This window comes from Ureibacillus sp. MALMAid1270 (assembly GCF_049202975.1).
GTDB lineage: Bacteria > Bacillota > Bacilli > Bacillales_A > Planococcaceae > Ureibacillus.
In genome coordinates, this window is sequence record NZ_JBMIRP010000013.1 from 1 (window position 1) to 20,535 (window position 20,535).

General features: G+C 34.4%; 19 protein-coding genes, 1 pseudogene and 1 other annotated feature. Of the genes and pseudogenes, 14 read left to right on the forward strand and 6 right to left on the reverse strand.

What is annotated here, in order from left to right; all coding sequences use genetic code 11:
* Positions 1 to 242: 242 nt before the first annotated feature.
* Positions 243 to 492, forward strand: a binding site (T-box leader).
* A gap of 85 nt (positions 493 to 577) precedes the next feature.
* From tyrS to ACOQFO_RS00985, 3 genes are all read left to right on the forward strand, one after another.
* Positions 578 to 1,792 carry a tyrosine--tRNA ligase gene (gene tyrS, locus ACOQFO_RS00975; protein ID WP_421687850.1) on the forward strand — a complete coding sequence of 405 codons (1,215 nt, stop codon included), beginning with the start codon at positions 578 to 580 and terminating at the stop codon, positions 1,790 to 1,792.
* Positions 1,793 to 1,939: 147 nt separating this feature from the next.
* A complete protein-coding gene (locus tag ACOQFO_RS00980) occupies positions 1,940 to 2,425 on the forward strand; it encodes a DinB family protein (RefSeq protein ID WP_421687851.1) in 486 nt (161 codons plus the stop codon).
* Positions 2,426 to 2,436: 11 nt separating this feature from the next.
* Positions 2,437 to 2,868: a hypothetical protein gene (locus ACOQFO_RS00985; RefSeq protein ID WP_421687852.1), complete on the forward strand. Its 432-nt coding sequence runs from the start codon at positions 2,437 to 2,439 to the stop codon at positions 2,866 to 2,868.
* Between the two features lie 89 nt (positions 2,869 to 2,957).
* On the opposite strand, the gene ACOQFO_RS00990 is transcribed toward ACOQFO_RS00985, so the two are convergent.
* Both ACOQFO_RS00990 and ACOQFO_RS00995 read right to left on the reverse strand, forming a co-directional pair.
* Complete coding sequence (locus ACOQFO_RS00990; protein WP_421687853.1) at positions 2,958 to 4,340, reverse strand: anti-sigma factor family protein; 1,383 nt, start codon at positions 4,338 to 4,340, stop codon at positions 2,958 to 2,960.
* On the reverse strand, positions 4,321 to 4,860 hold the full coding sequence (locus ACOQFO_RS00995; protein ID WP_421687854.1) for an RNA polymerase sigma factor: 540 nt from the start codon (positions 4,858 to 4,860) through the stop codon (positions 4,321 to 4,323). Before ACOQFO_RS00995 ends, ACOQFO_RS00990 begins: the two co-directional genes overlap by 20 nt.
* Before the next feature lie 214 nt (positions 4,861 to 5,074).
* Here ACOQFO_RS00995 and ACOQFO_RS01000 point away from each other — a divergent pair, with 214 nt between their 5' ends.
* The gene (locus tag ACOQFO_RS01000) at positions 5,075 to 5,956 is read left to right on the forward strand and encodes a GNAT family N-acetyltransferase (protein ID WP_421687855.1); all 882 of its coding nucleotides are present in this window, start codon (positions 5,075 to 5,077) and stop codon (positions 5,954 to 5,956) included.
* 171 nt (positions 5,957 to 6,127) lie between these two features.
* On the opposite strand, the gene ACOQFO_RS01005 is transcribed toward ACOQFO_RS01000, so the two are convergent.
* Together ACOQFO_RS01005 and ACOQFO_RS01010 are read right to left on the reverse strand one after the other, a co-directional pair.
* Positions 6,128 to 6,595 (reverse strand): phage tail protein, encoded by a 468-nt coding sequence (locus tag ACOQFO_RS01005; RefSeq protein WP_421687856.1) that lies wholly within the window; start codon positions 6,593 to 6,595, stop codon positions 6,128 to 6,130.
* 19 nt (positions 6,596 to 6,614) lie between these two features.
* Positions 6,615 to 7,094 carry a GyrI-like domain-containing protein gene (locus ACOQFO_RS01010; RefSeq protein WP_421687857.1) on the reverse strand — a complete coding sequence of 160 codons (480 nt, stop codon included), beginning with the start codon at positions 7,092 to 7,094 and terminating at the stop codon, positions 6,615 to 6,617.
* Between the two features lie 108 nt (positions 7,095 to 7,202).
* On the opposite strand from ACOQFO_RS01010, the gene ACOQFO_RS01015 reads away from it, so the two are divergent.
* The 5 genes and pseudogenes from ACOQFO_RS01015 (at position 7,203) to ACOQFO_RS01035 (ending at position 11,180) form a co-directional block, all read left to right on the forward strand.
* Entirely contained in the window at positions 7,203 to 8,168 is a 966-nt protein-coding gene (locus ACOQFO_RS01015) for a helix-turn-helix transcriptional regulator (protein ID WP_421687858.1), read from the forward strand.
* A 114-nt stretch (positions 8,169 to 8,282) separates the two neighbouring features.
* Positions 8,283 to 9,149, forward strand: a complete 867-nt coding sequence (locus ACOQFO_RS01020; protein WP_421687859.1) for an AraC family transcriptional regulator — start codon at positions 8,283 to 8,285, stop codon at positions 9,147 to 9,149.
* Between the two features lie 194 nt (positions 9,150 to 9,343).
* Positions 9,344 to 9,964 (forward strand): ECF transporter S component, encoded by a 621-nt coding sequence (locus ACOQFO_RS01025; RefSeq protein WP_421687860.1) that lies wholly within the window; start codon positions 9,344 to 9,346, stop codon positions 9,962 to 9,964.
* Between the two features lie 234 nt (positions 9,965 to 10,198).
* Positions 10,199 to 10,396 (forward strand): annotated as a pseudogene (tnpA, locus tag ACOQFO_RS01030) (IS200/IS605 family transposase); the annotation flags it as partial.
* A gap of 352 nt (positions 10,397 to 10,748) precedes the next feature.
* Positions 10,749 to 11,180 (forward strand): hypothetical protein, encoded by a 432-nt coding sequence (locus ACOQFO_RS01035; protein ID WP_421687861.1) that lies wholly within the window; start codon positions 10,749 to 10,751, stop codon positions 11,178 to 11,180.
* A gap of 247 nt (positions 11,181 to 11,427) precedes the next feature.
* Here ACOQFO_RS01035 and ACOQFO_RS01040 read toward each other — a convergent pair whose 3' ends face one another.
* Complete coding sequence (locus ACOQFO_RS01040; protein WP_421687862.1) at positions 11,428 to 13,089, reverse strand: ABC transporter substrate-binding protein; 1,662 nt, start codon at positions 13,087 to 13,089, stop codon at positions 11,428 to 11,430.
* A 96-nt stretch (positions 13,090 to 13,185) separates the two neighbouring features.
* Here ACOQFO_RS01040 and ACOQFO_RS01045 point away from each other — a divergent pair, with 96 nt between their 5' ends.
* The 4 genes from ACOQFO_RS01045 (at position 13,186) to ACOQFO_RS01060 (ending at position 19,164) form a co-directional block, all read left to right on the forward strand.
* The gene (locus ACOQFO_RS01045; RefSeq protein WP_421687863.1) at positions 13,186 to 14,376 is read left to right on the forward strand and encodes an MFS transporter; all 1,191 of its coding nucleotides are present in this window, start codon (positions 13,186 to 13,188) and stop codon (positions 14,374 to 14,376) included.
* Between the two features lie 78 nt (positions 14,377 to 14,454).
* A complete protein-coding gene (locus ACOQFO_RS01050) occupies positions 14,455 to 14,886 on the forward strand; it encodes a GNAT family N-acetyltransferase (protein ID WP_421687864.1) in 432 nt (143 codons plus the stop codon).
* A 99-nt stretch (positions 14,887 to 14,985) separates the two neighbouring features.
* Positions 14,986 to 15,735 carry an SDR family NAD(P)-dependent oxidoreductase gene (locus ACOQFO_RS01055; protein ID WP_421687865.1) on the forward strand — a complete coding sequence of 250 codons (750 nt, stop codon included), beginning with the start codon at positions 14,986 to 14,988 and terminating at the stop codon, positions 15,733 to 15,735.
* Between the two features lie 219 nt (positions 15,736 to 15,954).
* The gene (locus ACOQFO_RS01060; protein ID WP_421687866.1) at positions 15,955 to 19,164 is read left to right on the forward strand and encodes an SNF2 helicase associated domain-containing protein; all 3,210 of its coding nucleotides are present in this window, start codon (positions 15,955 to 15,957) and stop codon (positions 19,162 to 19,164) included.
* Between the two features lie 52 nt (positions 19,165 to 19,216).
* Here ACOQFO_RS01060 and ACOQFO_RS01065 read toward each other — a convergent pair whose 3' ends face one another.
* Positions 19,217 to 19,645 (reverse strand): HEAT repeat domain-containing protein, encoded by a 429-nt coding sequence (locus tag ACOQFO_RS01065; protein ID WP_421687867.1) that lies wholly within the window; start codon positions 19,643 to 19,645, stop codon positions 19,217 to 19,219.
* A 268-nt stretch (positions 19,646 to 19,913) separates the two neighbouring features.
* On the opposite strand from ACOQFO_RS01065, the gene ACOQFO_RS01070 reads away from it, so the two are divergent.
* The gene (locus ACOQFO_RS01070) at positions 19,914 to 20,378 is read left to right on the forward strand and encodes a GNAT family N-acetyltransferase (RefSeq protein WP_421687868.1); all 465 of its coding nucleotides are present in this window, start codon (positions 19,914 to 19,916) and stop codon (positions 20,376 to 20,378) included.
* Positions 20,379 to 20,535 lie beyond the last annotated feature (157 nt).

The window sequence follows — 20,535 nt, forward strand, 5'->3', positions numbered from 1 at the left end:
TTTTTCTTTAAGCATAAAATTACCCCCAGTTTGGTTTGGTTTCTAGTTAATTCCATTATACCAAATGTTGGGGGTTTTTTGTCTTTTAATAGACTACATAATTATCTACCATTATTTAGGTGATGTTTTTCAGTGCCTTCAGACTGTCCCCAATGTCCCACAAAAATATTGTGTTGACAAAAAATTTTAAATAGTTAAAATAAATATCAATTATTATCTAACTATTAATCAAGTGTATAAGAATAAAGGCTATGAGAAGAAAGAGTAGCAATCATGTAAACAGACAGAAAGCGACCGGTTGATGAGAGGGGCATGTTGAACGATTGTGAATACATCTTTGAGCTGTGTACCGAATAGATTTCCTTAGTAGGCTACACCGGAGAAGCACCCGTAATCACGTGCTGGAGTATCGTCATTCGACTGTACTTTCTAAGGCAAGTAATGTGAATTACTTGTAAATTAAGGTGGTAACACGAGCTAATCGTCCTTTTGGTATATCCAAAAGGGCGTTTTTTTATTTCCTAATTTTCTTATCGCACTTACTTTATTAAAAATCATATCCCAAGGAGATGTTTGTATGTTTATCAAACCAGAAGAACAATTAAAAATCATTAAAAAAGGTGTCCAACAAATCATTGATGAAGGAGAATTATTTGCCAAACTTGAAAAATCGTACAAGGAACAAAAACCTCTAACAATCAAACTGGGTCTCGATCCTTCAGCACCAGATATTCACCTTGGTCATACGGTGGTCTTAAGAAAAATTAAACAAATGCAAGATTTAGGCCATCAAGTTGTCATTATTATTGGCGATTTTACAGGTCGAATTGGCGACCCAACAGGGAAAGCAAAAGGGCGTGTCGCATTATCTGATGAACAAGTAAAATCAAATGCGAAAACATACTGTGAGCAAATATTTAAAGTGTTACATGAAAAGAAAACGACTGTACGTTTTAATAGTGAATGGCTCTCCAAGCTAACATTTGAAGAAGTGATTCAATTAGCAGCTACAACTTCTGTTGCGAGAATTCTAGAACGAGATGATTTCCAAAAACGTTACAACAATCAAGTGCCAATTGGGATCCATGAATTTTTCTACCCACTTATGCAAGCGTATGATTCAGTAGAGATTGAGGCAGATATTGAATTAGGTGGGACGGATCAAACCTTTAATATCTTAATGGGCCGAACTCTACAAAAACATTGGGGCTTGGAAAAACAAGTAGCACTATTCATGCCTCTACTAGAAGGACTTGATGGCATAGAAAAAATGAGTAAAAGCCTTGGCAATTACATTGGTGTCAATGAACCTGCGGAAGTCATGTTTAAAAAGGTAATGGAAGTTCCAGATAACTTAATTATTAAATACTTTGAACTAGCAACTGATGAACATCCTGATGAGATTGATAAAATCAAAAATATTCTTGAACAAGGTGCGAACCCTAGAGATATAAAATTGAAGCTAGCTGAAATTATCACTGCATTATACTGGGGCGAAGAAGAAACTAAAAGAGCAATCGCATTCTATGAAACAGCCTTTAGCAAAAAAGATATTCCAGATGACATACCTGAATTGTTAATCGAAATCGACAAAGAAACACTACTAGACATTATCCCGAAACTAGTGGAACTAGGATTCGTAAAAAGCAAAAGCGAATTTCTTCGTTTATTAAAACAAAACGGCGTCCAGTTGAATAAAGAAAAATTAAGCGAAGACGAATTAGACCGTGTCTTAATGAATGAAGAAGTTCTTCAGATCGGGAAAAAGAGATTCTTAAAGCTGATTAAATAAGGAGCAGCGGGACATCGGCAGCCGGTGGGACATTGGGGACAGTAAAAGTGTCCCAAAATATTGGGACACTTTTACTGTCCCCAATGTCCCATCATAGATCATAATTGTTTCCAAATAAAGTGAAATAAACTAAATTGGAGGTGCTAAATGCGCGAATTATTTATGTATAACTGGCAAATACGTGAAGATTGGTTCGAGTGGTGTAAAAATTTATCACCCGAAGAGTTAACGAAGAAACGTGTTGGAGGAATGGGTAGTTTTCTTCATAATTTATATCATGTGATTGATTGTGAGCAAATCTGGGTGAATCAAATGTTGAATAAACCAGTAATACAACGAGATATTAAAGAAATTACTAACCTTAATGAAGTCATTGAATTTTCAAATGAAGTAAAGAAGAAGACGATTTCATTAATCGAAAATTTAGAGCAAGAAAGCAATAAGGTGTTACAAGTTAATCGAAAAAATAATGATCCATATTTTTTCCCTTATGAGAAAGTCGCTTTACATATCTGTATGCATGAAGTACACCATATCGGGCAATTATCTGTTTGGGCGAGAGAAATTAATAGAAAACCAGTTTCTTCAGATATTCTATTCAGGAAAATTAATTTAGAGAATTCATCATTTTAGGGGTGATATTAATGAAAAGAAGGTATTGTAAATTAATTTGGTTATTATCAATTTTTGTGTTTGCTACTGCCTGCTCCACATCAAAGGAACCCTTTGATGATCGAAACATACACTTTAAAGTTAGCGAAACAGTAACTAGCGATTATGAAATAACTAAAACAATCGAAGTAACAAATCAAACTGGCTATGATTTAATAAATACACTTTTGAAATTAAGCTATCCCTTGGAAAAAAATACTACCAAGAATGAAAATAGCAATTCTATTCAAGAGATTAGTATAGAATCGGGTAAAACTGTGGCAATCTCCATTTCCGTCCCTATAGACGATAAAAATAATATTGACTCAGATAACCCCAACTTAGAGTTCAGTGGTTATTACATTGAAGGCACCAAAGAAGTTCCTTTTGGAATTGTTGGTTCATTAAATGTAATTGTTGATTAGTCATTTTACTTAAACAGTGGTCGAGTAGGAAAGAGCCTTACTGCCTTACGGCAGATTGTGCTCTTTCCTACTCGACCAGTCCCCATTAATTAAAATAAACTTACTTGTACAGCTTCATCAAAATAAACAAGTTTCGTTTCAGTTTGACCATAGAGAATAATAGAATCTAAATTGATGTTGTCCTTCATAGTAATCGTTATATACTGCTTTTTATCGTCTTTTCGTAACCTAGCTGTGTCCCATGCAGATTGGTTATCTACTGTTACATGCCAATTGTTAATCGTTGTTGTATTGACATCCGAAGAAATTTCAAGTCGGCCGTCTGGAAGAAGTATCACTTCGTATTCAGTATCTTTATAATCAAATGTAAATGGTAATTGATCAACTGATAGTTCATATCTAACATTCGTCGGTAGTTCAAACTTTGCACCAATGACTGATACATAGCCACCTTCATCTACTTTCGGATAGGTTCCAAGGGTTTCCGTACTAGCGTAACGATCATTTTGTGTACTTACGGTATCTTCAAGATTAGAGCGATCTAACGTTTGTCCATTTGCGTTAACTACTTCATAAAGTATTTGTGCACGATAACCTCCATAATGCACTCTTTCACCGAATGGTAATTTTGATGTATATTGGTCAACTTGCTGCTCCACAAATGATGCCATATCCTCCGTAAACTTAGTTTCAAAATTTATGAGAGTGTGGTCGGGTCCATGCTGTGCACGAATGAAATTCACATGAATTCCATCCTTTTCAAAAGATGTACGTAATGGTACATTTTCGGTTTGAGCTAACAATTCCTTTCGATCGATAGGTACATCAAGAGTCCAATGTCCATCTATACCATAAATCCGCTTAAAATCGAAAATTAATTCAAATTCAGCATGAGGCACATCAAATAAAGGAAATTTAAAAGTATATTCATTTTTTGACTGTTCTCCTGAAAAACCAATCGATTTAGTTACACCACTAGGTAGAACAAGTGAAATGTTATTAACATCAAAAAAGCCATTAGATTCATCGAAGAAGCTTTCTTCACCATAATAACCAGAAGTAACTAAAGTCACCTCGATTAAAGCATCCATTATGTTAACATCTTTAACGCTAATCGTAACTTCAGTAGAATTAGAGGAAGTTTTCCTCATGCTATCCTGTACGCTCCAAAACACTAGTAAAAATAATGCAGCCGAAACAAAAATCGTTGAAAGAGATATACGCCAGTCTCTATTTTTAGAAATTACAGGCTTTTTCACTGGTAAATGATTTATCACACTATTCGTAAATTGAACATCGACAGACATGGATGGGAAAAGTGAAAACATTTCAATTTCTGTTTCTTGGAGTTCATCTAATAGTGCTGAACATTTTGAACAAGATTGAATATGTGCATTCATTTTATTCGCTTTCTCGCCGTTAATTCGTCCATCAATCAAATCGTACATTTCTTCAATCGATAAGCAATTCAACTTTCATATCTCCTTTCAACTTGGATTCTCTAAGCCGTTTTTTCGTTCTATGCAAACGATTTCGCACTTCACTTATCGTAATTTGAAGTGTTTCTGCTATTTCTTCGTACGAGCAATTACTGGCATACTTTAAAACGAAAATTTGGTGTGTCTTGTCATCTAAAGTCTCAAGCCATTTCTGAAGTAGTACAGTTTGTTCTTTGTCAATCATGTAAGATTCTGGTGTCTGCATGGAAGTAGTTTCCTCAAGTAGTCTAACTTCCTCTCTATTCTTTCTTTTAAAATCAATCAGCTGATTAATCGCAATACGGAAGAGCCAGGCCTTAAAATGACCACCTTTAAAAGTAGCTAGATTTTCATAGCATTTTATAAATGTTTCCTGCGCAATATCTTTTGCTAACTCCACGTCATTTGTTTGATATGTTAAATAGCTGACAAGCGGTTGCTTAAATGTATCAACAATAAAACGAAAAGCTTGTTGATCCCCTGAGATGATCTTTTTTATAAGCTGCTCATCCACGAATAGCACCTCCTCACATTAAAAACGTAAAATATTTCAAAAAATCTCATATAAATGAAAAAATAATTTGTAATAGATGTAAAAAATAGATTAAATAAAACTAACACTAACACATTCTTAATTTAGCATAAATGAGACAGTGGAGACTGGTAAACAAACCCAAACTTGGTGGGACAGAAAAACTGTCCCACTGTCCAGGAAATGAGGAACATTGATGACAGAACTAAAATTATATAAAGATTACAAACACAATGACGAACTAAGAAGAAGCTTTAATGAACTTGCTACTACCGTTTTCGGCATCAATTTTGAGAAATGGTATCAAAAGGGGTATTGGAATGACCGTTACATACCGTATTCATACGTTGATCAGGGCAAAGTGATTGCGAATGTTTCTGTGAATCTATTGGATTTCGTCGTAGATGGGGAGAGAAAAAGAGCGATTCAAATCGGAACTGTTATGACTCATCCGGATTACCGAAACCGTGGACTTTCTGCGAAACTAATGAATCATGTTCTTGCGGAATACGAAAATCAGTACGACATTATGTATCTTTTTGCAAATCAGACTGTACTTGATTTTTACCCAAAATTTGGTTTCCAAAGAGCAAGTGAAGCTCAGTTTTCAATTGAATATACTCCGTCAAACCCAAATGTAACGGGACTCAATAAACTTGATGGAAGCAATAAAAATGACCTTGATTTTATATACAAAATGGCTTCTGAAAGAAAACCTGTTTCGAACAAATTTGGAACCATCGACACAGAAGGGCTTTCAATGTTCTATAGCATTTACGTTTTTCCTGAAGACACATATTATGTCGAAGACGAAGATGCCATAGTAATTTTCACAAGTGAAGATGAGCAAGTAGACATCTTTGATATTATTAGTAGAAAAGAAATAAATCTTGGAAACATACTTCCAAAGATTACCAATACAAATACGAAAAAAATCATCTTCCATTACACCCCGGATTATCCAGGAATCCAAACTCAAAGTGAAAATTTCAATGGGAATGATGTATTATTCGTAAAAACAAACCGAAATAACAAATTTCCAAATCAAGTCAAACACCCAATCACATCCAAAGCATAGGAAACTTCGTGAGAATTTAATTTAATAAATAAAAAAGCTGTATTGAATCACTATGAACTGCCTCGTAAAAGTTAGACACTAATCTAATTTTTTTCGGGACAGATCACCCAATGTTCATACAGCTTTTATTAATTCAAAAGTTTATTAGATCAGTTAATCAATTAAACTTCATTAATACTCACCTTTAATAACAAAGAAAGATCCTCGAATCGTTCCAGCTAATTTGGACTTCTGTCTGGCAAATTTAAACTTTCCTTCAAGCTCCTTTGGTACTTCCATCCCTTCAGAAAGCTTAAATCCAACAGCACGTTTTGGTTTAGGACCGTCAATCGTATATAAAACATTGACTCCAAGACCATCCTCAAAAAAGACGAAAGCCCAATTGATATTCTCTACTTGAAAACGCGATGTCTCCAACGGCTTCGCTTCAAACTCAATATCACGTTCTTCTTTTAAAATTCTAAACACATAATCAAGAGTTTCCTTACTTTCACTTGCTGGTACAACTGTAAATTCATGCTTATATTTATTCATAAAATAGCGGGCTTCATTCGCTCGTAAACCTGCGAGTGCCTCTGCTACCGGTGAAGACTCTAATCCAACAGTAGACACATTTTTAAAATCAACGATGTACGCCATATTCAACACACCTTTTCAATTAGTTCCTAACAACAGGAATCCACATTTCGCCAAACATTACGCCATCTCGCTCACCCATAATAACAGCAGCATTTGGTCCTCCTACATAAGAAACCTCTGATACTTCAGGTAAAACTTGACCAAAAGCCATTCCAGTCAATGTATTAGCCAACTCTTCCGCTGTTCGTCCTTCACCTTTGATGACGATATATTCACCTTTAGGGAATTCAATTACTCTTGTTGCTTCTGGTAATGTTTTCTCTGTTAAAACCCCTGCATAATGCATCATTTTGTTATTAACTGCTTCATTTACAATAAATACGTAATCATTTGTCGCTAGTGATTTTAATTTATCAAGTCTTCCATCTTCCTGAACCGCATTCCAAAAATCTGATTTTTCCTTCATAATACCTGCAAAATCAGTATAGTGGCTTTTTAAATCCGTACCAAAACCTAAAACATTAAAGCTTTCTTTTTCTTCAATTGTATAATTTGTCATTTTCAATCCATCCTTTTGTTTTATTTTCCAAATGACTTGTTTCCATCACTTGATAGCTATATCATAAACTTTATTCATGTCAAAAAATGATACTGTTTAGGAGTCCCTATGAAAAAAGTTGAACGAATTAACATTATGATGCGGTATATCAATAACCGTTCCCATTTTACAATCTCAGAAATTATGCAAGAATTCAACATTTCTCGTTCGACAGCGATTCGAGATATTCGTGAAATTGAGTCAATGGGGATGCCGCTTGTCGCTGAAGTTGGAAAGGATGGCGGCTATTTTGTGATGAACAATTCGATATTAGCCGATGTTCGTTTTACAGATAATGAAGTGAAGGCGTTATTTATTGCATTTATGGCAACACGAAATCAACAACTTCCTTATTTAAAGAGCCGCCAGTCAGTAGCAGAAAAGTTGCTCGCCCTTCTATCAGAAAATCAACAAGATCATCTTGTTTTATTAAATCAAATTTTACTTTTTGAAGGAACAAATCCTTATAACCCTGACCTTTTGGATTTATCAGACCAACCTCATCCCATGCTAGAAAAACTTATCCAAACCATACTGTTGGATCAATATTTATTAATTACGATGGATGAAGGAAATAATGAAGCGACTTACCAGATTTATCTCTTACATCTGTTTCGTGAAAAAAGTGTATGGCTAATTGAAGCTATTGACTTGAAAGATGAAAAGAAAAGGATTTTTCAAGTAGATCGACTAATTGATGTTCAATTATATCCAATAAATAAAAGGCTAAGCTTAAAACAAATGCTTGAAAAGGTAAAGCAGCAAGAGCCTGGTGTTAATCTTGTTATTGAGCTAGGGCAAAAAGCAATAGCTCAGTTCAAAAAATATCACCCTTTAAATGCTTCAATCTCTTATACGAACCCATACCAAGCTACAGCTATATTAAAAATGTTTGTCAATGTCGACAACCTGGAAGAATTATCGGAATTAACGAACTGGCTTTTATTCTTAGGAGACGACATCAAGGTTAAAGAAATGCCGACCGAAATTAAAGAGTTGATACAATACCGACTTCAAAAAGTCTATCCTAAGTAGTAGATCGTTATATGCAAAATTCCAAAGGTAAACTAACCGATTAATTCCGTATAGAAATTATCGAGAGAATAAAAATCAACGATGATAAGATTTGGTTGAAAGGAGGGGAAATGAATGCTACAACAATTCAATCAATTAATGGATTATATCGAAACACATTTAACTGATGAAATCTCTGGAAAAGAAATATCCAAAATTGTTGGAATGTCTGATTACCATTTTAAAAGAATGTTCTCTTATTTGGCTGGTATGTCGTTAAATGAATATATCAAAAACCGAAGACTTGCAGAGGCGAATGTAGATTTAGTGAAAGGTGAAAAAGTAACAGACATTGCTTTTAAATATGGGTATCAGTCGATTGAAGGGTTTTCAAGAGCGTTTCGTGAATGGAGCGGGTTTTTACCTTCAGAAGTTGCGAAAAACAAATTTCAAAAATCATTTCCTAAATTGTCCTTTATTATAGCTGTGAAAGGTGGAGTATCAATGGAGTTTAAAATTGAGAAGAAAGAAAAGTTTAATATTGTAGGGGTTTCAAAAAGAGTACCTATTCAATTTGAAGGTGAAAATAACGCAATAATAGAATTAGCTCAATCCATTACAGAGCAACAACGAAATGAAATGCACCAACTTGCGGATTTATATCCTCATCAAGTATTGAACGTATCTTATAATTTTGATGAAGGCTACTTGGAGGAAAAAGGGAACTTAACTCATATGATTGGGTTTGCCACAACAAAAGAAAATCCATTTGATGATTTAGAGCAAATCTCAGTTGAAGAAAGCTTGTGGGCAATCTTCCCGAATCAAGGGCCATTCCCATCAACATTACAGGAAACATACGCAAAAATATATGCAGAATGGCTACCTTCTTCTGAATACGAAGTAGTCAACCTACCAGGTATTTCATTTACTAAGTTCACTGGATCAAATGAAAACGTATATAGTGAAATCTGGATGCCAGTGAAAAAGAAGACCATTTAATTGTATTTTATCTAAAATAAGCACTTCATTTAATAGTGAATGAAGTGCTTTTTACTATTTTGTTTTTTAGAAGAATATGTTAAATTACTAATGAAAAATAAAATTCTGGTAAAACTAAATATACTTTATATCTTCTTTTATTTATAGCATTCATGGAAGATTTCGAGAAATTTATTTGCTTAAGGAGAACAAAATTGAAAATAAAAGACTTTGCTTTAACAACTATATTTTTATCAATTATCTTATTATGTGCTCTCACACCACTTGGTTTTATCCATTTAGGTGTTATTAAAGCGACAATCATTCATATCCCAATCATTATTGCCTCCATTATTCTTGGTCCTAAAATTGGAGCGGCCCTTGGGTTTGTATTTGGGATCACAAGTATTGCAACGAACACGATTGCGCCTACACTACTGTCATTTGCTTTTTCACCAGCCATTCCAGTATTAGGTACAAATCAGGGTAGTTTTTGGGCACTGTTTATTGCTATCGTACCAAGAGTTCTTGTTGGATTGCTTCCTTACTATATTTATAAACTTTTCCATCGAATAAAATCGGAAAAATTCAATCAGAAAACGGCATTATTCTTTACAGGTTTGCTTTCTACGTTTATACATACATTTTTAGTCATGGGTTCAATTTCATTCCTTTTCCATGATGCCTATGCACAAGCGATTAATGCTGATAGTACAACTGCAATCTTTTTAGCAGTTTTAACGGTGTTTGTGACGAACGGACTTGCTGAAGCAGCCTTAGCCGCATTTTTAACAGCACTTGTTGCTCCTCCGTTATTAAAAATGGCGAAAAAATAAAAGTAGTGTGCTAGTTGTAACGGGTTCGGATATGGGGGAGAAAACAGTAAATAACAGTATGATTAGAGACACAATTCGCATATGAATTCGTATCTCTTTTTTTGTAGAAAGAAAACCCCCTGCTAGGCAGGGGGTTCCGTATAGCTTACAGCGAGGTATTAAAAAAGATCCCAACTGGTGCTAAAATAAATTTTGGTTCTCCAACCAAATTTATGCATACAAGAGGGATCTCTTATGTCTTCTGACAAGAACAGTTTAGCACATACAACATGGAATTGTAAGTATCACATAGTATTCGCACCAAAATATAGAAGACAGTGGGAAAATAAAAAAGACATTGGACAAATTCTAAGACAATTATGTGAAAGAAAAGGTGTAGAAATTATTGAAGCTACTGCATGTAAAGACCACATACATGCTCAAATGGCAATCACAATACTACGAACTTATTACAACTTTTGTTTTGCATTTAAATCAAATGGAACAATGAAAACACCCGCACAACGATTAGGAATTACAGATAAAATATTTGATTTAAAAGATATAATTTATTTAAGGTAGTTCGCTTATTGTCTAGCGAACTTATTTTTTAACAGGAAAATGGAAAATTCATGTTAAAATATAAATATGATATTTGGAATAATTTTCTGTAACTAAAGGTGCAGGTTAACGCAACAAACATTTTAAAGAATTCCCAAACGCCCCTTTGGAACTTTTTTTGCTTAATATTGTCAAATTAATAAAAGATTCTGATATAAAAATTATAAAAAAGGGGTTAGGGGAAATGTTACTAAAAAGTATTTTAAATGTTTATAATTTATTATTGTCTTTAGGTGCTTTTTATTTGGGCGTGTCAATGTTTTTAAAAAAAGGAGTTTTCGAAACATTTCCACAAGAATGGATAGGTGTATTGCCATTTAATAATTGGGCGAGTTTAGCCTTATTTGGAATAATTGTTTTTGGGATTGGAAATGGTATTGCTTCAACTTACGGATTTATAAAGAAAGATAATAAAATATTTGCAATAACCTTCACTATGGGAGTTTTATTTTTCTTTTGCACTATTATACCAACTATTTTGTTAGGTGTATGGTACTTACCAACATCAGCATTATTTGTTTTAAGCATAATCCAAATATTACTTGGTTTCTTTGGTTTCCTCACTTTTTATTTATTTTCGTTACTAAAAAATCGTAATAGGAAAAATTCGCTGTAATTTCACTAATTTATTCCTTACTTACTAACTGAACCTTTATTTGAACAAACACAGTAAACAATACAGAAAACTGAGCGTTTTTGCATGCCATTTATATAGCCAATTTACAGCTAAAATACATGTTAATTAGGCTGTTAATTACATCGCTTTTAGAGTTTTTCTCCCCATCAACCGAACCCGTTATGCTAATTGTACACTACTTTTTTTCTTATATTAAAGCCTGGATATAAATTGTGCTCATGCAAATTTAAGCAGAAATTCCTTTGTAATCAATTCGCCCATGGGAATCAAATTGAATCCGTTTATAATTTACATCTTTTCTTACATATTGCCAATGAGTTCGATGTGTTAAGAATTTTAAATTATAAGTTTTTAGTAAAATCGTTTCAATTTGATTCAAGTGATTCATCATCAATTCATGATTGTCACTAGAATAAATTTCTTCGAATAAATCGAGACACAATTGTTGTTCCTGTTCAGTGAGCATTCCTAAAACTGTATTTTGTGGGGACATGTATACTCCAATGAGCGATAAAATAACGTCTCGACCAACTGCATAACCCCCAACAAATAAGTCGAACTGTTGTGAAATATCTTCATTAGTCGTTTTAAAATCAATAATATGAATGGTACTTTTAATGCCATAATTGGCAATAGCAGTTTGTAAAATTAGTGCTTCTCTTTCATGATTGACCCCCTCACGAATTTGTTGAACGCCAATTGTTAATGTAGGAAATTGATCTGGTGGAATGAGTGTACTTGCATGAACTTCGGTTAATTTTTCTCCATAATGCCAACTATTTGCTTCAATCTCTCTCCATTCATGCATAACATAATCTTCAGCTTTTATTAAACTATAAATAGTTTCTCTGAGTGCTGGATTAGATAGGGGTCCTGTTTTTCCGTTTAGGGAAACATAATCAGCTCCATTTTCTTCAAAAACCATTTCAGTAAAAGGAATGGTATCATCAAATGGTTTTGATGACACTGCAAAACTGGACATGTTTCTTGTATACAGAATTTCAATTCCGTCAATCCATGGACGTTGTTTAAAATAATGAGAAAACACATCTAATTGAAGTTTTTCATCGGTATTGCTAACAAATTTAAATGCTCCACATCCAATTGTTCCTTGCTTATGATCTTTAGGTAAAATCGCAGTTCGGTAGCTTGCTAAACAATTCGTAAATAAAGAAAAGGGTTTGTTCAATGTAATGGTCAGTTCATAGTCGTTGATAATGATTATTTCCATATATATAAACATTTCATTTGTAAAAATTGCTGCTCTTTCCAAAGATCTTTTAATATCGGAAGCTTTAACGGGCTCATGATTATGGAAAAGTATGTCCTTTCTTAAAATAAATCTCCAAGTTTGAAAGTCCTCAGTTTCGTAAGCAAAAAGCATATTCGTTTCTACTTTTTTCGATTCTTCATTAAAAATAAATAAGGTTTCGTGAATTTGTTCAGCAAAATGAAAGTCGTGTCTGGAAAGGAAATAAAGCGGATCAAAATTGACATCCACTTTACTATAAGGTTGTCGGAAAATATGTTTATTCGTTTGCAGCTGTTGAATGCCATATCGATTCAACAACCATTCCTCAGCTAAATGATGATTGAGTAAATGATGTTCCTTAAGAAGTTCATATGCCTTATCAAATTTTTCTTGGTTCCATAACTCATCAAATACTTCATAAATCGCCTCGTTTTTTGAACGGAGTAATGTGAGTTTAGGCTTTTTTCCTCTACCACGAAACACTTCCCATTCGATTACATTGTTTGTAGCTAGTCGGTTAATAATGGTCTTTGCATATCGTGTTGAACAATTCCAAATATCAGCCAATTCTTCAATCGAAGTGGTGGTAGGGGAATACTCTTGAAAGTGTGTATGAAGTTCGAGTTCGTAATTCATATCGTACTCCTCTTAGAAAAGGTGAACTAAATTTGCCAGGCTGAGCACTTTTTGTTCTCCTTTTTATCATATACGCTAATTGTTGAGGTGAGAAGTATGAATATTTTTGCAAATAGAAATTTTCGTTTTTTATATGGAATAACAGTGTTATCGGCAGTAAATTCAGCTATTTATACGTTCATTATTCCGCTAGTTTTATATGATTTAACGAAATCTTCACTAGCGATGAGTACGATGAGACTAATGGAATTTTTACCGAACGTGTTACTTGGCATGCTAGTTGGGGTATTCGTAGATCGAGTCAATCGAAATGTGATGATTATTTATGGTGGTTTTGTCCGTTTCCTTCTTTCGATTGCATTACTATATTCTTTATCTATTGAAGGAGTACAAGTGTGGGTACTTTATGTCATTGGATTTTTACTAGCAACTACGGGGTATACAGTTGGGAACGCTTCAAATGCCATCGCTCCTCAATTATTTGATAAGTCTTGGATGACTGAGATCCAATCAAAGTTTTCCCTTGTCAATACAATTAGTTCAGTTGTTGGACCATCTATAGCAGGGGGCTTACTTATTTGGCTTACATATAGTCACTTTCTGTGGATTTATGTGGTTTGTATGGGGTTCATATGGTTGTTTGCAAGCAGAATTGAGAAGACAGAAACGCCAATCCGTCCTGTAAAACAATCAATCTGGGCTGATATGAAAGAAGGCATTCATGAATTAATCGGAAATAAAAATATTTTCATGCCAACGATGACGGTGTTAATTTCAAATTTCGCTACAAGTTTAATAATTGGTGTATTAACTTTTTACGTATTAGACGTTCTTGGGAACACAAAAGAACAGCTTGGGTTAATGTATTCCATCTCAGCAATGGGAGGAATTATTGGTGCGAAAGTGATGAAGCCATTACAAAAGAAATATCGTCGTGGTCAAATCTATTGCATGTTACCGCTTATTGATACATTCGTTCTTATTTTATTTTTCTTTGTCCAAAGTTGGTGGTTATTAGGAATTTTGCTTGCTTATCGAACTTGTTCTTCTGTGATGACCAATATTATTTTTCTAGCAATTAGACAAGAATCAACACCGAATCATTTATTAGGACGAGTTGCGGGTACATCTTCTATGCTTGCAAAGTTAGTTGTTCCTGCAGGTCTGTTAATAGGAGGAATTTGGGCAGAAGTATTACCAATTCCTTATATTTTCTTAATTTCAGCAGGTGTGGTGTTTATTACGTTTCTTTTACTGAAACGTTCACATTTTGGGGAAATAAAATAGTGAGTTAGAAATAAAGGAACCTCTATAAAAGAAATCGAAATCATTTATGAACAAATTTTCTTACGTGGGGGAAATTAAATGGACATTATAGAGGCAACTATGCAGGATATTGAAGACTTAACGATACTTATGGAACACCTGGGATATCCAACTACGATTGACAATATGAAAATACGATTTTCTAATATTTTTTCAAAATCAGATTATAAAACGTTGATCGCATTAATAGATGATAGAGTAGTAGGCATGATCGGGCTTATAAAATGCTTGTCTTATGAAATGGATGGTTGTTATGTTCGAATTGGCGCGTTAGTAGTTCATTCCGATTATCAGAATAAAGGCATTGGAAAAAGATTAATAGAAGAAGCGGAAAACTTTGCAAGAAGTATAGGAGCTTCAGGAATCGTATTAAATAGTGGAAACCGACCAGAACGTATGAAGGCACACCAATTTTATAAAAATCAAGGTTATTCTGATAAAAGTACTGGATTTGTAAAAAAGCTAGACTAATTTGCCGCTTGCCAAAACCATCGATACGTTACTAATCGCATAATTTACTTCAGAAATAGAGATACTTTACTGGTATTACAAAGTAAAGGGGTTATGTAAATGAATAAAGTCGCGATTATTACTGGTGGCGGTAGTGGTTTAGGTCAAGCAACAGCAGTCCGTTTAGCAAAAGAAAGTGTCGACATTGTTGTCGTGGATGTGAATGAAAAAGGTGGAAATGAAACAGTAGAAATGGTGAAAGCATTAGGAGTTGAATCCATTTTCATCAAAGCTGATGTTTCTAAACATGAAGAAGTGAAAAATTATGTTGATCAAACAGTTGAGCGCTTTGGGAAGATTGATTATTTCTTTAATAATGCGGGTATTTCAGGAAGTGGTGCTTACTTCTTAGATTCTTCGATTGATGAAATTAATCAAATCGTGGGGATCAATTTATTAGGAGCATTATACGGTGTTCGTTATGTTGCAGAAGTAATGTTAAAGAACGGCGGAGGTTCCATTGTCAATACAGCTTCAAGTGCAGGAGTCATCGGTCAAGATTCAGTTGTTACTTACTCAGCTACAAAACATGGAATTGTAGGAATTACGAAAAGTATGGTGGCGGAATACGGTAAAGACGGGTTACGAGTAAATGCAATTGCTCCAGGTCCTACTGAAACGCCGATGGTAAAAGCATTTTATGAAGCCAATCCAGAGATGAAGGCAAATGCCACAAGTGGTATCCCTCAAAAACGTCTTGGTACGCCTGAAGAAGTTGCAGAGCTCGTTACATTCCTACTTACTTCTAAAGCAGAATATATCAATGGTGAAACAATCCGTATCGATGGCGGATTTACAAATACTAAGTAAAATTGATTAAGAGCATTATTCCAATTAGGTTTAATGCTCTTTTTCATGATATTAGTGCAATTAATTAAATTTAGTTGAATAGTAATCTACATATCTTTGTTCCTTTACTACTTTTAATAGGACCATAGTTGTCGATAGTAATAAAAATCCATGTTAGAATAAGCAATATTAGTGATGAAACGGAATTCTAGTATTATTCGTATGGAAGGGGCGGGAAACATGGAAGTTAAAATCAATCAAAAAATGATCAAAGAAATGTGTGGTACCGTTTCCTTTAAAAAAGGTGAATCCTATTATCGAGCACATAAAGTAAAGATTCAAGATTATAGCGCGGATTTTTGTACAGCTATTGTTGTAGGAGCGGAGGATTTTCAAGTCACAATCAAAAATGCTTCCGGAAATATTCAAGCATCTTGTAGCTGTCCAAGTCTTGATAACTTTAGTAAAAGTTGTCAACACGTTGCAGCCGTTTTAATAGCAATCCTTGAAACGAAACGACAAGGGATTAATCATGTAAAGGTAATCGAGTATGAATCACAGGATCGACCAATTTCTCATGACATTATGACACTATTTCAGGATCAACCGATACGAAAGAGTCGCCACCAGCTTCATTTTGAAAACAGACAAGTGCTAGAGGTAAAGTTTATATTAAAACCTTTTTCGATTGGGGATGGGCAATACTTATTTGGAGTGGAATTTTGGTCCGGTCAAATAAAGATTCCTGATATACGCTCTTTTCTTCAAAATGTAAAATTGGGGAAACCATACACTTTAGCGCCAACATTAATCTTTAACTCAAGTAAGCATTGCTTTACTAACGAAGATGATGCGGTGATACATCAGTTAATTCGAGTAGCTCGTGATGAGAGAACTTTATTAAACGCTATACCAAACGAAACATCCATTATAGGGGATGAAGTATTATTAATTCCTCCGTCTGCTTGGGGAGGACTTATTCCATTACTCGAACAAATTCCAACTGTGTGGATCCAGCAATACGGACAAGCAACTCGACCATTACATTTTATAGATGGAGCTCCACCGTTACAGTTTTTTGTTGATTCAATTGATGACGAATATCAAATGGCGATTAAAGGCTTCGAGCGTATGTTGCTTTTTAGTTCGTATCATGTTGTATTATGCGATGGAAAACTTTATCAATTAGATGGACAAGATAGTGAACGGTTAAAGGAACTTCAGCTAATGTTGCAATCCTCAAGTACGAACTCCATACCCATACCACATGAACAATTACAAGATTTTTTGGATAAAGTAGTGCCTGGGTTGAGGAAAATTGGACAAGTTAGTTTATCTGAACAGTTAACTAAGGAAATGATGAAAACGCCACTTGTCGCCAAAATTTATTTAGATCGAATTCATAATAAATTGCTAGTGGGACTTGAATTTCATTATGACAATGTATTGATACAACCTTTAGAACAAACAGATCATTTTCATGGCCCAATGATTATTAGGGATATGAAAAAGGAACAAGAAATTATTCAAATCATGGATGAAAGTGGATTTATGAAAACCGATGGCGGCTATTTTATGCAAAATGAGGAATTGGAGTTTGATTTCTTAAATGAAGGTGTTCCAAAACTTCAACCTCTAGCACAAATCTATGCGACAACGGCTGTTCGAAATCGTATCATTAAAAAAGGTGTTTTTCCTAAAATAAATGTAAAGGTAAATAAAGAACGAACAAATTGGTTGGAATTTAAATTTGAGATGGACGGTGTTTCAGATAAACAAGTGAAGGAGATTTTACAAGCACTTGCAATCAAACAGAAGTATTACCGTCTACCAAATGATTCTTTGCTATCACTAACGACAAGAGAAATGGAAGAAATTCAACGCTTCCTTAAGGCAGTTCCAATCCAAGATGATGATTTCGAAACCTCTTTAAATATACCGATTATGGAGAGTATAAAATTTCTCGAATTAATCGAAGAGAGTGAAGTGTTTACACCAGAGGAATCGTTCCAACAATTCATCGATCAACTTCTTCATCCAGAGATGTTAGATTTTGAAATTCCAAAAAGCTTAGATGGTATCTTAAGAGATTATCAAATTCAAGGATACAAATGGTTGAAGGCACTCGCAAGTTACGGATTTGGTGGGGTACTTGCTGATGATATGGGGCTTGGAAAAACAGTTCAAAGTATTGCTTTTATTGTTTCAGAAATAGAAAATATTCGTACGTCTAAGAAACCGGTTTTAATTGTATGTCCATCTTCCTTAACATATAACTGGTTGCACGAAATCATGAAATTTGCGCCAAACCTTCAGGCAATCGTGATGGATGGGGATCTACTTGTTCGAAAAGAACTCCAGCAAACGGTTGGGGGTAGTGATGTATCCGTAATCATCACATCGTACCCATTACTACGAAGAGATCTTGCATGGTATGAAAAACAGAGTTTCCATACGGTGTTTTTTGATGAAGCACAGGCATTTAAAAATCCAACGACTCAAACAGCACGTGCAGTTAAAAAGCTAAAGGCTGATAACAAATTTGCACTGACTGGAACACCAATTGAAAATAATGAAGTGGAATTGTGGTCGATTTATCACGTCGTTTTCCCACAGTTATTCCAAGGTTTAGAAGAATACAGCCATTTAACAAGAAAAGCAATTGCCGGAAGAGTACGTCCATTTTTATTACGCCGAGTTAAAGCAGATGTGCTTGAGGAGTTACCTGATAAAATTGAAGAACTTGGTGTTTCAGAGCTTTTACCTGAACAAAAACAACTGTATGCAGCTTTCTTAGCAAAGCTTCGATTTGATGCATTAAAGCACCTGGATAAAGAAACGTTTAATAAAAATCGTATTCGTATTTTAGCCGGTTTAACGAGATTGCGCCAAATTTGTTGTCATCCTGGTTTGTTTGTAGAAGGGTATAAGGGAAGTTCAGCTAAATTTGAACAACTGCTTCAAATACTTGAGGAATCTAGACTTTCAGGGAGAAGGGTATTAATTTTCTCTCAATTTACGAAAATGTTAGAACTAATTGGACGGGAGATTACTAAAAGCAACCAAACGTTTTTCTATCTTGACGGTCAAACACCTTCAGAAGAAAGAGTAGAATTGTGTAATCGATTTAATGCTGGGGAGCGAGATGTGTTTTTAATCTCTTTAAAAGCTGGTGGAACAGGGTTGAATTTAACTGGTGCAGATACTGTCATCTTATATGACCTCTGGTGGAATCCAGCAGTTGAAGAACAAGCTACAAGCCGAGCCCACCGAATGGGCCAAAAACAATCCGTACAAGTCATTAAGCTTATCGCCCGTGGCACCATTGAAGAAAAAATGAACGAGCTGCAATTAAAAAAGAAGAATCTCATAGCAGATATTATCGAAAACCAAGAAAACGCATCAACGACACTTACGGAAGATGATATTCGAGAGATTTTGATGATTTAATATAAAAAGTCATTCCTCCATTGACGGAGAGAATGACTTTTTTATTTATTGATTATAATTTTGCCCAACGTTCTTCTAACCATTTCATAAACTGCGCACCTTTATCACCTTCATAGGCATCATACACATCTAAACGCATACGTTTTAACTTTTCGGCAAAGTCTTCAACTGTGTGGTCTTTAGGTAAGCTTTTTTTAATACGTAAGAAGATCTTGTCTGTACCTTTAATAATATCAAAACGGGGTACTTTTGGCTTTTCAACGTCCTCACCAAACGCCGCTAGCGCTTCATAAGCCGCCATTTGTACCTTGTAAACAGGGTCATTTTTCATTCGGTTGTTTAATAGATCAACAACTTTTTCATGATGATATGCAGATAACTCTTCAATCGCATCTAGTCGCTTTCGCCAGCTAGATGTAGTATTGGCTTGTTTTTTTAATGCTTCGTACTCTTCAGGTAATTCTGTTTTAAATTTTCTCAAGTATAATTGCACCTCTTCTTTTACTAGGGAGAAATAAATGAAGCCTTTTTTCTGCCTTTCTTATTGTACTTTGACTGTGTATAAATTGCGAAGAATTGTTGTTGAGAACAGTATTTATTTTTTCTTTGAAAGTGTAATGTTAAACTTCCATTTTTAAATTAAAAGTTTTTAGGTGGTTTATTTCAAATTAGTGAATCGAAACAATAACATAAATCGTATGGAAATTATGGGAATTTTTTTGAGTTTTATTTAGAGAGGAGTTGTTTAAATGATAATAAGACTAGCAGTAGATAGAGACATTCATCAGTTAATAAAAATGAGATGGGATTTTACCATTGAGCATGATGAGAGTAAAAAGAATGAATCATATGAAACTTTTGAAAAGGAATGTCATGCTTTTTTGGAACAAGCTATAAAAGGAAATCAATGGTTTATTTGGGTTGCGGAAGATGAAGGGAAGGTCGCGTCGCATATTTTCATAGAATTAATTCACAAAGTGCCACGTCCTGGAAGAGTAACGAATCCTTTTGCCTATATGACTAATGTTTATACTTTACCAGAATACCGAAATAAAGGGATTGGTAGTAAATTGTTGAATACTATTAATAACTGGATTAAGGATAACAATTATGAATTTGTCATTGTTTGGCCTAGTGATGATTCTATTAATTTTTATAAAAAGAATGGGTATGTTCATTGCACTGAGCGATGGAATATTTTCCATCATAGGTAAAAGCGGCTAGAGGATAATATAGAGTCTCGGAATAAATAACAATTTTTCTGGGTGAAATGAACCAAAATTACTGGAAATTGGATTGGAATGGCCTGCACACTCATTATTTTCATTGTATTTTCAAAAATGTCCATGACAAAGAAACCTATTGCCATTA